Below are 13,441 nucleotides of genomic sequence, written 5' to 3' on the forward strand. Positions count from 1 at the left end.
AGGACAGTATGGACTGATTATGTTGGTAACACAAGGTACATGTTTTAAATTATTCCGTTACTGTAAACGTTAAATCAGCAATTAGTGGATGGTTAAACGTCACAGCGTAGGTGCTGGCATGTAAAAAAGGTGGTGTAAAGAAGGTACCAGATGACGCGACTTCACCAGCTTTTACGCCATTGCCAGTTGTCGCCAACTTGTTGACTAACCAGCGTAATGCGTTGAGTGGGTTACCAAGTACAGCGCTACTGTTTCCAGTACGCTCGACGACATTGTCAGCACGCAATTCCGTGTTCACGTCAGCTAGTTCAGCGACGGTAAAATCAGTGCCAGGTGTGGCAGCCCCATGAACCACAGCACCGCTGACCGCATTATCGGCCACGACTAGGTAGTGACTCAGCTTTGGGAACCAATTACTAAAGCGGGCGTCGGGCAATTCAGCGGCTCCCGCCACGGTAACGGCATCCAGCAATTCACGATCGGTCAGTGATGGGTCGAGATCCGTTAAAGCGGTAAACAGTAATTCAACTTCGATCAAAGGTTCGTTGAAATCAGTCAATGATAGCGTGAGTGGCGCTTGGTAGGTAGTCCGTTGTAACGTCCGACCATAGAGCGGTGCGGTTGCACCAAACATGGCTTGTGTTTCTGGACTAGTTAAGGACACTTTATAGCCAGATGTTGCTAGTCCTAAATTTGCTAACGTGTGACGTTGCACGTCATAGCTGTCATTTTCACAAGCAACGCTGCTTTCCCATTCAGTAGGGACGAGTTTTTTGGCGGTATAAGCAACTTGTAAAGCGGCTTGTAAATCGTTAGATGTCTGGGTCATCAGTTAAATCCTCTTTTCTAAAATAAAAAGCCGGCTGGATAAATCCAACCGGCAGTCATGATATGACAGAATATGTGCACCGGTCGACCGATATGACGGCCGACAAAAAAGGACGGCCTTATTAGCGAATAATAATAATGCTAATAATGTCGCGAATAATTAAGTTTGCGGTGTGTTGCATGTTTGTCATCATCATAACTAGCTCCAATTCATGTAATGGCTTTTATTATCCGCGTGAAAACTTATTTGTCAATGCTATTTCTCACGTTAATTTAATTTAAACGGGTATTTTTAAGCCCGCTATATGTAGGCAATGTGACTAATGTCGATTTCAATAAAATTGGTGGTTGACAGAAGTCTCATAATAATCTCATAATTGTGGCACACAACAAAAGAACGTGAGGAAAATAGTTATGGGAAAAACACAGGTGTCGGATTTGGAGTGGCAAAATCTTGGTTTTGAATATCATGATTTACCTTATCGCTTTCGGGCAGTTTATCGTAATGGGGCTTGGGAGCCAGGTGAATTAACAACTGACAGTGATTTTCACTTGAGTGAAGCCGCCGCCGCATTGCATTATGGTCAACAAGTTTTCGAAGGACTGAAAGCCTATCGTCGTCCAGATGGTGGCGTTAATTTATTTCGACCTGATCAAAATGCTGCCCGAATGGCCCGCTCAGCAGATCGATTGCGAATGCCGGCCTATCCGACTGACTTATTTGTTGAAGCGGTGAAGCAGGTTGTCGCAGCTAATCAAGAGTTTGTGCCACCATATGGTTCTGGGGCAACCCTATATATTCGGCCGTTGCTGATTGGTTCTGGCCCCGTTGTGGGCGTTCACCCGGCCGATGAATATATTTTTAACATTTACGTGACACCGGTTGGTGCCTATTACAAGGGCGGTCTAACGCCAACTGCTTATGTGACAAGTGAATATGATCGTGCCGCACACGGTGGCACGGGTCAAGCGAAGGTAGGTGGTAACTATGCTGCCTCGATGTTACCAGGTGAGCAGGCACATGTAGCCGGCTATTCAGACGTGGTTTATTTGGATCCGCGCCTGCACGAAAATATCGAGGAACTGGGATCTGCCAATTTCTTTGGTATTACAAGGGATGGTCGTTTCTTAACGCCTAAGTCACCTTCAATTTTACCGTCAATCACAAAGTATTCACTATTAGCGTTGGCTGCAGAAGCGGGCTTGCAACCGGAAGAAACGACCATTAGTATTTATGACCTTGATCAGTTTGAAGAGGCGGGTGCGATGGGGACAGCCGCTGTTATTTCACCGGTAGGGTCGATTACGCACAATGGGGATAAGCATGTGTTCTATTCAGAAACTGAGGTTGGTCCCAAGACGCAAGCCCTTTATAACCGACTAGTGGGGATTCAATTTGGAACTGAATCGGGGCCTGCCGATTGGGCCGTCGACGTACCACTTGAATAAATTAAAAAAAGATTAGAAACAAATGTTTACTTTCAAATTTAATGGCGCATAATAAGGAACATCAAATAAAATGAGGACTAAATAATGACATATTCTATGATGAACAACACAAACATTATTGCACGCGACATTATTATCATTATTAGCTAAATGGTCGTGCATTTTGTGTCGGCCACATGATCGGGCCGACTAGTGCATCAGTGAATGGTTATTAACCAAGCCGCTAGTTAGACAAACTAACTAGCGGCTTTTTTGTCGGTTATTGGAGAAAAAGGAGTGTAGATTTATGACAAGTAGTATGGGACAGACTGAAAAAAAGACGGTGAAAGAGTACGTATATCTCGTATCGCAAGGTATTTCTAATACCATTTTGGCAGTGTTAGGAATGGGATTATTACTTAATACGTTGGGGACGTCGCTACATTGGCAAGCGCTGACGGAGGTGGGATTATTAGCCCAGCGTTTGTTGGCTCCAGCCTTAGGCATGGCGATTGCTTCAATGTTGGAAACAACCACATTGGTAACGGGTGCCACAATGATTGCATCAACGGTTGGGGCGAACAGTATCTACTTTACGTCGTCATCCTTGGCACACACAACGACAGCAACTGGTTGGGTCGCCCCACAATTAGTCGGCGCACCCGTTATGACGGCAGGTCAACCTGTTTCGGCCGTTTTGGCTGGCTTGTTTGCAGCTTTGTTGGGCAAGTGGTTAACTGGGAAGACGCCGTTGGATATGGTTTTGGTACCGCTAGCAGTTAGTTTTGCGGGTTCGGTGGTTGGCCTGGGTTTAGCGTCTGTTACAACGCCAGCTTTGAACTGGGTTAGCGAACATTTGGCAGCGACGATGCAAGTTAATCCAGTCTTAGGTGCGATGGTCGTCTCAGTTGCATGGTTCTTATTCTTGATGACGCCAGCCTCATCGGCCGCCTTAGCAATCGCAGTGCAACTTGATCCAATGTCAGCTGGGGCGGCGCTGATCGGGACAACCGTTGGCTTTGTTGCCTTTACGGCCATGTCATTTAATCAAAATAACATCGGTGCAAATATTGCGCAGACAGTGGTGACGCCAAAGGTACAATTTGCCAATATCTTGAAGCGCCCAGTTTTGGCGGTTGGACCAGCAGTGATTGCTATGGTAATGGCGGCAGTAGCGGTAGTTGGTCTCGACTTTAAGGTGCCGTTTGCAATTGCTGGGTTGGGCTTGAATAGTTTGATTGCACCGTTGTGGTTGATGGCACACAATTTAGATGCTTTAGGGGTCTTGTTACTATTTGGCGTCGTTTTGCCGGCTGCGCTTTCTTGGGGATACTACCGTTTTCTTAAGACTGTTGGCCAGACACGTCAATACGATTTGCGTTTACAAGAATTATAAGTGTTTTGGGTTTAGAAAGTAGGATATGACTATGAAATATGCAGTTGTTGGAGCTGGTGCAATGGGATTGCGTTACGGCATTTTACTTCAAGAAAACGCTGGTGTGCCAGTTGACTTTGTGGAGCCTACGCAGGCGAGTCTAAATGTTATTCGTGCACAAGGCAATCAAGTTTGGAAGAGTCGCGATCATGAAAATCGCCATTTGATTCCGGTCAACGTCTATAGTCCGGAAGAATATACTGGCGATCCGGATGTTTGGATTTTCTTCCTGAAGCAAATGCAGTTACCAGATGCGACAGCGCGTTTGGCGGATAAGTTCAAGCCGCACCAAACAGCTCTTGGCGCGATGAATGGCATGGGCCATATTGAAGTTTTGCAACAATATTTTTCTGATGACCACATTATCGGTGGGACGGCTATGATTGCAACGATTTTGAATGACTTTGGGGATGTTGACTTTATGGGTGCAGAGGGCGCCGGTACTTCGAATTATGCTAACTTAACTGAGCAAGACTCGGATGTCTTAGATGCGGTACTGGCTGACTTTGGGGCGGCCCATTTAAATCCAACAAAGTCGAATAATTTTATGGGTACATTACTGACTAAGGTATTTTTTAATTCAGTTGAAAATTCAATTGCTACTATGTTCAATGCACGCATGGGCGAGCTGATGGCGTACGAAGGATTCTTAGATGGCGTGGCCAAACCATTAATCGATGAGGCTTATGACGCAGCCGAATCCGCTGGTTACCAACTATTGGAGAGCCGCGAAGAAATGTTGTCGCAGGTTGAATATGTTTCAACGGTTGCTAATCCGTTGCACTATCCATCGATGTCGCAAGATTTCACGAAGGGACGCGACACGGAGGTGGATTATATTAATGGCTGGATTGCGCGATTAGCCCGAAAACATGGCTTAGTGGCTAAAAATCAAGAGTTGGTAACGAATCTGGTTCATTTGGCTGAAAGTATGCGGCAATTTCATACGGAGTAATGATTAAATAAGGACACAAAACCACTGAATTTGAAGCAGTGGTTTTGTGTCCTTTTAAATGTCATTCGAAAGGTACGAACCTTTGCGTAACATTGCTTGCGAGAACGTTTCTCATATACGAGAAAGTGTCAAAGGTATGAATTTAATAAAATAAATTTTATGAAAACGCTTGCATAATACAAAGTGAGTGCTTGCAGTAAATGCATACATTGATGAAAGGTAAATTAATAGTCTATTAAAAATATATTATTTAGTATTTGGTATTGGGGGAAATAATCATGGCAAAGAAGACGATTATGTTGGCTTGTACAGCAGGTATGTCAACGTCAATGTTGGTTAAGAAGATGCAAGATACCGCTAAGACTGCTGGCAAGGATTATGAAATCTTTGCAACATCAACGTCAGATGTTGATGAGAAGTTGGCAAGCAGCAATAAGCCAGATGTTGTATTGCTTGGCCCTCAAGTGAGTTACATGAAGGAGGAAATCCAAGCCAAGATGGATGCCGCTGGTGTACCATTGGACGTTATTAACATGATGGACTATGGCATGATGAAGGGCGACAACGTATTGAAGACGGCGGAAGCACTTATCTCTTGAAGAGTTACAAGCAGCGATTTAGTCATGAGTTAATATTCGGGGGACGACGTAATGGACGACGAACGTATGGCGGTTGTAATGGGATTGATTATGCACGGAGGTAATGCCAAGGGGCAGGCTTTCCAAACCATTGCAACACGCAACTGATGGACCCGTTGGGTGTTGTCGTTGTCGCCTTCCTGCCAGTGTTCTTGTGGTTATTCGGTGTCCACGGTGCCACAATCGTGAGTGGTGTCATGACGCCATTGTTATTGGCAAACAACGCTGATAACTTGGCTTTGCATAAGGCTGGTAAGTTGACATTGGATAACGGGGCGCACGTTGTAACGCAAGCTTTTATGGATCAATTCATTATGGTGACTGGGTCAGGTATGACTATTGGATTGGTTATCTTTATGCTAGTTCGTGCTAAGTCTGTGCAAATGAAGACGCTTGGAAAGGTGAAAATTGTCCCAGCGTTATTCAACATCAATGAACCAATCTTGTTTGGCTTGCCATTGGTTTTGAACCCACTATTGGCTATTCCATTCATTTTGACTCCACTAATTTCAGGATTTGCGACTTATGCTATTATCGCGTTGGGAATTATTCCACCGTTTAATGGCATGTACGTGCCATGGACGACACCGGCTATTGTATCAGGTTTGATTGTAGGCGGTTGGCAAGGCGCATTGTGGCAAGCGATTATGCTTGTGATGACAGCCTTTATGTATTATCCATTCGCTCGTAAGTACGATAAGGGGTTGTTGGCGCAAGAGCAGGAAGTAGAGGCAGCTGAAAATGCCTAAAAATTGTTAGTGAGTCAACGAATTCCCTGAAGGGGGGATGCAGATAACATGACAATCCAAAATATTAGCGTGTTCGGTTACATCTCCGTGTAACCGATTAGGTGCGCTCTATTAGAAGTGACGGTCTATCCTCTAGGGTAGATCGTCTTTTATTATGATAAACTGTTGACAATAATTAGAAAAAGATTAGAATTAAAACCATCAAGAAATCAAGGAGAGCAAAAATGATGATGACGCTAACAATCACAACTACAAACGTCTATTACTTTTGGTTCTTTCGGCAACTATCCGAATTGAGCTAAAAGCATTTTTGCATGGCTTTTCGGATAGTGATTAAACATCCGAGAAACCAAATAAAACGCTCGCGATTTTTTGCGAATACGTGTTTACCAGGTAACCGGATGTTTTCCATTAAGGAAACGTCCGGTTTTTTATTGTCTAAAGGAGAAATGATTATGCCCATGATGAAAGAGTCACTCAGCCAACGATTGAACCAAGATTTAGCGAAAATCCAGCCCAACGAAATTCGGGTGTTTGATATGAAAGTTTCGGCGATGCCAGACATGATTAAGTTAACGCTCGGTGAACCCGATTTCGATGTACCTGAAGTCGCAAAAACTGCAGCCATTGATAGCATCACTGCCAATGATTCCCACTACGCGCCAGGCAATGGATCGGTGGCGTTAAGGGAGGCTGCCACCGATTTCTTGGCTGACCGCTATGGGTTAACATACGATGCAGATACGGAAGTAGTAATTACAATTGGTGCGACTGAGGCAACCTATGCAACGTTAACGGCTGTCTTGAATCCAGGCGACAAAATCCTCATTCCAACACCAACCTTCCCGCTCTACGATGCTATTACGCTCATGAATGGCGGTGAACCAGTGTACTTGGATACCAGCGCAACGGGATTTGTGTTGACGCCGGTGCAATTACGAGCGGCGATTGCGGAACACGGTGACACCATCAAGGCAATTGTCTTGAATTACCCTTCTAATCCAGCGGGGGTGACTTATTCAGCCACACAATTGCAGGCGTTAGCAGCTGTCCTGGCTGAGACGGAAATCATCGTGATTGCTGATGAAATCTATTCGGAATTAGTTTACGAAACTATCCATGTATCAATCGCTACATACTTGCCGGGGCAGACATTGTTGCTAAATGGCGTATCTAAGTCACATGCCATGACGGGCTACCGCATCGGGTTTATAGCCGGACCGGCAGGATTGATGCGCACGGTGGGGATGACCCACCAATTAGTGGTGACGTCACCATCAAATCCGGCGATGGCTGCTGCAACCGTGGCGTTAGGAACCAAAGCAGGACGTGAAGCAACCTTAGCAATGAAGGTACAATACGCTGCACGGCGCAATTTCGTGGTGGAACAGATGCGGGCAGCTGGCTTTGAAGTTGAAACACCAGGTGGTGCCTTCTACGTTTTCGCTAAAATTCCGGCTACGCATAACCAAGATGATCGTGCATTTGCTCTGGCACTTGCTGAAAATGCCCATGTGGCTGTTATTCCAGGTAGTGCGTTTGGTCAAGGTGGTGCCGGTTACTTACGTCTTAGTTACGCAACGAGTTTGGCAACCTTGACGGAAGCGATGCAACGAATTAAGACATACATGCAAACAGCAATGGTCGTAGGAGAATAAAACCATGAAAATTTTGATGACAAGTGTTCGAGATGATGAAGAAGCAGCGATTGCAGCCTACACGGCCCGGACTGGGGTTGAAATTGTGACATCGGCAGAACCATTAGAAGTTAGCCTTGACCAATTAGCAGCGGTTGATGGGGTGATTATGCAACAACGCAATCGGCTAGCTGATCAAATTTACACGCAATTGGCTGAAGCTGGTTTGAAACAAATTTCAACACGAACAGCTGGCTATGATGTGATTAACGTGCCACTCGCCCATGAACATGGTTTGCGTGTGACAAATGTCCCAGCCTATTCCCCAAGAAGCGTCGCCGAACATGCCCTGATGCAAATCTTACGACTGCTACGTAAGTCTTATGAAGTGGATCGACGGGTGGCAAATAACGATTATCGATGGGACGGTTTGCAGGCCAAAGAAATTCATTCTGCAACCATTGGTATTATTGGCGTTGGCCGGATCGGTGGTGCCTTGGCTAAGTTATTGGCCGCGTTGGGGGCAACGATCCTTGGTTATGACGTTAATCCGCGTGATGATTTGGCAGGTATTATGACGTACACAACCAAAGCGGATTTGTTACAGCGGGCAGATGTGGTCAGTCTACACGTTGATTTAAATGAGACGTCAGTTGGACTAATTGGTGCTGCCGAATTTGCTCTGATGCAATCAACCGCGGGCTTGGTCAACGCTAGTCGCGGACCGGTGATTGACACGGCCGCACTAATTACAGCCCTGGAGACCGGTGAATTGGCCGGAGTAGCGTTGGACACCGTGTCAGGTGAAGCAACCATCTTTAATGTCGATCACCAGGAAGAGGGTTTGAAGAGTCAGCCAAATATCGAAAAGTTACACGCCATGTCGAATGTTATTTTGACACCGCATATCGCCTTCTTTACGAATATTGCGGTGCAAAATATGGTTGATATTGCCTTGGATGATGTGCAATTAATCTTGAACGGTGAGACATCACCACATGAAATTGAGAGGTGAGCATAATGGAAAAACCACAACTAGCATTAAAACCAACCATCATGGCCGTTTTGAACGGTAACTCATTTGCGGTCGTTGCCGCGTTAATTCCGGCCGCGTTGATTAGCCAATTGCTTAAAACGCTACCGCAAACGGGGCCGGTTGGGCAAGTTGAAGTGATGGTCGCATTGGCGCAAAGTACGTTGCCATTGATTGCCGCATTTGTTGTGGGCAATATGTTGCGCCTTTCTAATTTGGAAACAGCGTCAATGGCGTTGGCAACCTTCGTCGCATCGGGCGTTGTGATCGTTAAGGATGATGCTTACATGATTGCCGGTACTGGGGTGATTTTGAATATCATGTTAACGACCTTGATTGCCAGTTATGTGGCCCACTTGAGTAGTCGATTACTGGGTCAATTACGGATGGTCTTTGAACCATTGGTTGTACTGCTTATCAGTGGTGGGATTGGTCTACTGACATTGCCAATCATGGTGGCGGTGCAAGGTGCAGTGGGTCAAGTCGTCGCCCAAGCAACACGGGTATCTCCGTTATTGATGGGCGTCTTGTTGGGGATGCTTTTCGCCTTTCTAATTGTGTCACCACTCTCATCAGTTGGCATTGCCACGGCGATTGGATTGTCCGGCGTTGGATCAGGCGCTGCGAATGCAGGGATTGTGGCCGCAGCGATTACGCTGGCTGTGATGGGAGCTGAGGTAAATTCAGTCGGAGCAATCATTGCCCACTTTATGGGGTCACCTAAAATTCAGATGGCCAACATGTTATCGCATCCTAAATTATTCATGCCGGTATTACTAGCTGCTGGTGTGAGTGGTGGCGTGGCAAGTTTGCTAAGAATGTCGGGCACGGCATTTTCCGCCGGTTTTGGATTGTCCGGCTTTATTGGTCCCTTGACCGCACTGAATGAGTCGCAGGGCGACTTATTAGGTATTCGGGTAATACTGGCGTTTATTGTGGTGCCCTTACTATTGGGCATCTTAATGAAACTAGTATTTATGAAAAAAGTGCCACTGATTCAAGGTGAAGAATTAGCGTTGCCGGATATTTAGGGAGTTTCAAAAGCAGTTGCGTTGGTGGCTGTTTTTTAATGTTTAGGGCAGAATTGCCGTTGTGCTAACTGCATTCCTGACATATACTCAAAGGGCAATCTAATAGTCGAGGGGGCGAAACAATTGCGGACATTTTTTAATGTGGCAGATTTAAGTTTGCCAGTCATGGTGGAACACGTGGGGGCGGAATGGCAACAAGGGGTTATTATTCGCTATCAGGGTTTTCCGCACTTTCATTGGTTGCAGTCACAAACTGGTACAGGGGCGTTTTGGGTACGTGATAAACGCTATGAGTTAGCGCCTGGCATGGGCATTTTAATTGCACCCGGCGTGCCACACCGGTATGAGCCGATTGGCAATGAACCGTGGCACGTTCGTTTTGCAACCTTTCAAGGATCATTAGTTGATGATTTACAAAAGCAAATGGTGAATTCGGAGTTTGTTCTGATTGAGGCACGTGATGCACCAGTGTATGAACGGCTACATGAGACGTTATTGACGCGGTTAGGTCATGAGACAGCGGATGATTTAGCAATCTCAGCGGCTGCCTATCAGCTGTTACTGTGCCTGACTCGCCATCAGAAAAAAGCGATTGATCAACACCAACCTGATTTTCAACAATATGTCGGACCGGCGATTACGTATATGCAGGATCACCTAGCAGAGGATATTTCAATTAGCCAACTAGCGGTAATGTTGTCAGTGTCTACGCAGTATCTTAATCGGGTGTTCAATCGGTTGGTGCAGCAGACGCCGAGTGAATATCTGACGCAAATTAGAATCAGCCATGCTAAGAAACTGCTGGTATCACAAAAATATTTAAAAATTAATGTCGTGGCTGAACAAAGTGGTTATGCAGACTCTGCCTATTTTGGTAAAGTTTTTAAAAAGCAAACGGGCGTTAGTCCATTGAATTATCGCCATTGGCAAACGTAACCTGATTGAGGTTGGGACAGCAGTTTATGGCCCAATCTCTTTTTGTGCTGCTCATCACATTGTTTCAATAAGTTATATTTTTTGGTGTTATATGTCCTTTTTTTCAAAATGAAAGCGCTTTATTATTAATTGGTAGGGTAATAATGAAACCAAATTATTGGGGGATAATTTAACATGCATAAGGTGAAGCAGTATCTGTCGTATGCGGCAGGGGCGTTTGGACATGATGCCTTCTACGCGACATTAAGTACTTATTTTATGATTTTCGTGACAGGACAATTGTTTGATACGCCGGACAAGGCATTTAATAATCAAATGATTGGTTGGGTCACAACGATGATTGTGGTAATTCGTTTAGTTGAAATTATTTTCGATCCAATCATTGGCGGTATCGTTGATAATACGCGGACCCGTTGGGGAAAATTTAAGCCATGGCTAGTTGTTGCCGGGCTAATTAGTTCAGTATTGTTGGTTGTTATTTTTACGAATTTTGGCGGTCTAGCAACCGCTCATCCAATGGTTTACTTGGTTTTGTTTGGTATTGTATTTGTGACATTGGATGCGTTTTATTCGTTTAAGGATATTGCGTTCTGGTCAATGCTACCAGCGTTATCACTTGATAGCAGCACGCGTGAAAAGTTTGGTACGGTGGCGCGATTTGGTTCAACATTAGGGCAACAAGGTGTCCAAATTGTCGTTGTACCATTGGTCATGTTTTTCTCAATCACATTTACAGGCGCGCACACTGAAACTCGGACCGGTTGGTTCTGGTTTGCGGTTGTCATTGGTGTGATTGCTTATCTGGGGGCGTTGTTGACGGCTGCAGGTACGAAAGAAGAGGATAATATCGTCCGCCAAAACACTGAAAAAGTTGGTCTGTTGGAGGTCTTTAAGGTCGTTGGTAAGAATGATCAATTGATGTGGCAAGCCATTTCATACATCATGTTTGCGTTGGCTTATGTCGTGACAAACTCACTGTTGTTGTACTACTTTAAGTATGTCATGGGTGCTGATAGTAAGTTCTACCTGGTTGGTATTTTCACCGCCATTGAAGGGATGATTGCCGTCGCAATTTTCCCAACGTTGACAAAGTTTTGGGCCCGCCGGACGATTTTCTTCAGTGGTGCCGTGGTCATGCTAGCGGGTTATGTCTTGTTTATGTTTGCCGGTAACAACCTACCAGTTGTTTTGACGGCAGTGACGATGTTCTTTATGCCATATCCAATCATGTTCTTGGTTGTGCTGATGACGATTACGGATTCAGTGGAATATGGCCAATGGAAGTTGGGGACACGTCATGAATCAGTGACCTTGGCGATTCGGCCATTGCTAGATAAGTTAGCAGGCGCCTTTGCTAATGGTGTCGTTGGGTTTGCGGCTGTGGTTGCTGGGATGACGGGTAGCGCTAAGCCAAGCGATATTACCGCGCAAGGGTTACAAATGTTTAAGGTATTTATGTTCTATGGGCCAATGATTTTGATTGTTATTTCAGTCCTAATTTACTGGCGTAAGGTGACATTGACTGAAACACGTCACGCTGAAATTGTGGCAGAATTAGAAGAGCGATTGCAGGAGAAGTAAAATGGCATATGAATTACAAGAAGAATTAGCACAATCATTTAACAAGCGGTTTGGCTATGATCCAGCCAAGCTTTATTTTTCACCAGGTCGGGTTAACTTGATTGGTGAGTATACAGATTTTAACGGGGGCCACGTTTTCCCGGCTGCTATTAGCGTTGGGACATACGGGGCAATTGCCCCACGTGATGATAATGAAATTCGGACGTATTCGGCAAACTACCCTGAAGCGGGGATTCAAACGATTACGGTGACGGATTTGGCGTTGCGCCCCTACGATACCTGGATTAAGTATCTCCGTGGTGTCATGACGGTGATGGCTGAAGCTGGTTACCCAGTGACAAAAGGGTTTGATTTGGCCATTGTTGGCGATATGCCCACGGCTTCAGGCCTTTCATCGTCCGCTTCTTTGGAGATTTTGTTACTGAACATGTTCCAGGATATGATGGGTTACCAGCTTGATAAGTTGACGATTGTTAAATTAGGCCAAGCTGTCGAAAATGATTATCTAGGTCTCAAAACGGGTATCATGGACCAATTTGCGGTGGCTTTTGGGGAAGACGAACAAGGGATGTTCTTAGACACCAACACCATGGCGTATGAGATGGTGCCAGCCGAATTTGGTGATTATCGATTGCTAGTTATGACCACGAACAAAAAGCGCGAATTGACAGATTCTAAGTACAATGAGCGTCGGGCAGAATCTGAAGAAGCTCTCGCGTTGTTGCAAGAAAACGTTGATGTTGAAACGTTGGGTGATTTAACGGTACCGCAATTTGAAGCAGCGGCTGCTGATTTTGAAAAAGACCATGCTCTGGTCATGAAGCGCGCCCGCCATGCGGTGTCTGAGAACCAACGAACGATTGCAGCAAAAGCAGCCCTACAAGCACATGATTTGGTTCAGTTTGGTGAATTGCTGACGGCATCACATGCATCTTTGCGTGATGACTTTGAAGTGAGTGGTATTGAGCTTGATACATTGGTCGAGACGGCCTTACGTCAGCCGGGTGTTTTGGGCGCACGGATGACAGGGGCTGGTTTTGGTGGTTCCGCCATTGCGTTAGTTGAAAAAGACCAAGTACCAACAGTTACCACGGTGGTTGGGGATGTTTATACTGCTGAAATTGGTTATCAACCCGCCTTTTTTGTCGCTGAAATTGTCGCGGGTACACACGAAATTGCGTAGGAGATAA

Annotated in this window: 11 protein-coding genes and 2 pseudogenes; 12 read left to right on the forward strand and 1 reads right to left on the reverse strand. The window is 45.4% G+C overall.

The window, feature by feature from the left end:
* Positions 1 to 49: 49 nt before the first annotated feature.
* Positions 50 to 829 carry a 2-keto-4-pentenoate hydratase gene (locus EST42_RS08335; protein WP_134645002.1) on the reverse strand — a complete coding sequence of 260 codons (780 nt, stop codon included), beginning with the start codon at positions 827 to 829 and terminating at the stop codon, positions 50 to 52.
* A gap of 413 nt (positions 830 to 1,242) precedes the next feature.
* Here EST42_RS08335 and EST42_RS08340 point away from each other — a divergent pair, with 413 nt between their 5' ends.
* The 12 genes and pseudogenes from EST42_RS08340 (at position 1,243) to EST42_RS08395 (ending at position 13,434) form a co-directional block, all read left to right on the forward strand.
* Positions 1,243 to 2,277: a branched-chain amino acid aminotransferase gene (locus tag EST42_RS08340; RefSeq protein ID WP_134645003.1), complete on the forward strand. Its 1,035-nt coding sequence runs from the start codon at positions 1,243 to 1,245 to the stop codon at positions 2,275 to 2,277.
* A gap of 286 nt (positions 2,278 to 2,563) precedes the next feature.
* Complete coding sequence (locus tag EST42_RS08345; RefSeq protein WP_134645004.1) at positions 2,564 to 3,652, forward strand: PTS sugar transporter subunit IIC; 1,089 nt, start codon at positions 2,564 to 2,566, stop codon at positions 3,650 to 3,652.
* A 31-nt stretch (positions 3,653 to 3,683) separates the two neighbouring features.
* Positions 3,684 to 4,646, forward strand: a complete 963-nt coding sequence (locus EST42_RS08350) for a ketopantoate reductase family protein (RefSeq protein WP_134645005.1) — start codon at positions 3,684 to 3,686, stop codon at positions 4,644 to 4,646.
* A 278-nt stretch (positions 4,647 to 4,924) separates the two neighbouring features.
* Positions 4,925 to 5,245: a PTS sugar transporter subunit IIB gene (locus EST42_RS08355; protein WP_134645006.1), complete on the forward strand. Its 321-nt coding sequence runs from the start codon at positions 4,925 to 4,927 to the stop codon at positions 5,243 to 5,245.
* A 51-nt stretch (positions 5,246 to 5,296) separates the two neighbouring features.
* Positions 5,297 to 5,377 (forward strand): annotated as a pseudogene (locus tag EST42_RS08360) (PTS lactose/cellobiose transporter subunit IIA); the annotation flags it as partial.
* Positions 5,364 to 6,033, forward strand: a pseudogene (locus tag EST42_RS08365) (PTS transporter subunit EIIC); the annotation flags it as partial. The pseudogenes EST42_RS08360 and EST42_RS08365, both read left to right, overlap by 14 nt.
* Positions 6,034 to 6,488: 455 nt before the next feature.
* Complete coding sequence (locus tag EST42_RS08370; RefSeq protein ID WP_134645008.1) at positions 6,489 to 7,691, forward strand: aminotransferase class I/II-fold pyridoxal phosphate-dependent enzyme; 1,203 nt, start codon at positions 6,489 to 6,491, stop codon at positions 7,689 to 7,691.
* A gap of 4 nt (positions 7,692 to 7,695) precedes the next feature.
* The gene (locus EST42_RS08375; protein ID WP_134645009.1) at positions 7,696 to 8,685 is read left to right on the forward strand and encodes an NAD(P)-dependent oxidoreductase; all 990 of its coding nucleotides are present in this window, start codon (positions 7,696 to 7,698) and stop codon (positions 8,683 to 8,685) included.
* Positions 8,686 to 8,690: 5 nt separating this feature from the next.
* A complete protein-coding gene (locus EST42_RS08380) occupies positions 8,691 to 9,734 on the forward strand; it encodes a PTS sugar transporter subunit IIC (protein WP_134645010.1) in 1,044 nt (347 codons plus the stop codon).
* 123 nt (positions 9,735 to 9,857) lie between these two features.
* Positions 9,858 to 10,670, forward strand: a complete 813-nt coding sequence (locus EST42_RS08385) for an AraC family transcriptional regulator (RefSeq protein WP_134645011.1) — start codon at positions 9,858 to 9,860, stop codon at positions 10,668 to 10,670.
* 174 nt (positions 10,671 to 10,844) lie between these two features.
* A complete protein-coding gene (locus EST42_RS08390) occupies positions 10,845 to 12,251 on the forward strand; it encodes a glycoside-pentoside-hexuronide (GPH):cation symporter (protein WP_134645012.1) in 1,407 nt (468 codons plus the stop codon).
* A gap of 1 nt (position 12,252) precedes the next feature.
* Positions 12,253 to 13,434: a galactokinase gene (locus tag EST42_RS08395; RefSeq protein WP_134645013.1), complete on the forward strand. Its 1,182-nt coding sequence runs from the start codon at positions 12,253 to 12,255 to the stop codon at positions 13,432 to 13,434.
* Positions 13,435 to 13,441 lie beyond the last annotated feature (7 nt).

Origin of the sequence: Weissella cibaria (assembly GCF_004521965.1) — a bacterium.
In the GTDB taxonomy this organism is placed as follows: Bacteria; Bacillota; Bacilli; order Lactobacillales; family Lactobacillaceae; genus Weissella; species Weissella cibaria_A.

Bases quoted from the DNA above. Each gene is read 5' to 3' on its own strand.
- EST42_RS08355 (WP_134645006.1), top strand. From the start codon at position 4,925: ATGGCAAAGAAGACGATTATGTTGGCTTGTACAGCAGGTATGTCAACG.
- EST42_RS08390 (WP_134645012.1), top strand. From the start codon at position 10,845: ATGCATAAGGTGAAGCAGTATCTGTCGTATGCGGCAGGGGCGTTTGGA.
- EST42_RS08340 (WP_134645003.1), top strand. From the start codon at position 1,243: ATGGGAAAAACACAGGTGTCGGATTTGGAGTGGCAAAATCTTGGTTTT.
- EST42_RS08370 (WP_134645008.1), top strand. From the start codon at position 6,489: ATGCCCATGATGAAAGAGTCACTCAGCCAACGATTGAACCAAGATTTA.
- EST42_RS08335 (WP_134645002.1), bottom strand. From the start codon at position 829: ATGACCCAGACATCTAACGATTTACAAGCCGCTTTACAAGTTGCTTAT.
- EST42_RS08350 (WP_134645005.1), top strand. From the start codon at position 3,684: ATGAAATATGCAGTTGTTGGAGCTGGTGCAATGGGATTGCGTTACGGC.
- EST42_RS08395 (WP_134645013.1), top strand. From the start codon at position 12,253: ATGGCATATGAATTACAAGAAGAATTAGCACAATCATTTAACAAGCGG.
- EST42_RS08380 (WP_134645010.1), top strand. From the start codon at position 8,691: ATGGAAAAACCACAACTAGCATTAAAACCAACCATCATGGCCGTTTTG.
- EST42_RS08345 (WP_134645004.1), top strand. From the start codon at position 2,564: ATGACAAGTAGTATGGGACAGACTGAAAAAAAGACGGTGAAAGAGTAC.
- EST42_RS08375 (WP_134645009.1), top strand. From the start codon at position 7,696: ATGAAAATTTTGATGACAAGTGTTCGAGATGATGAAGAAGCAGCGATT.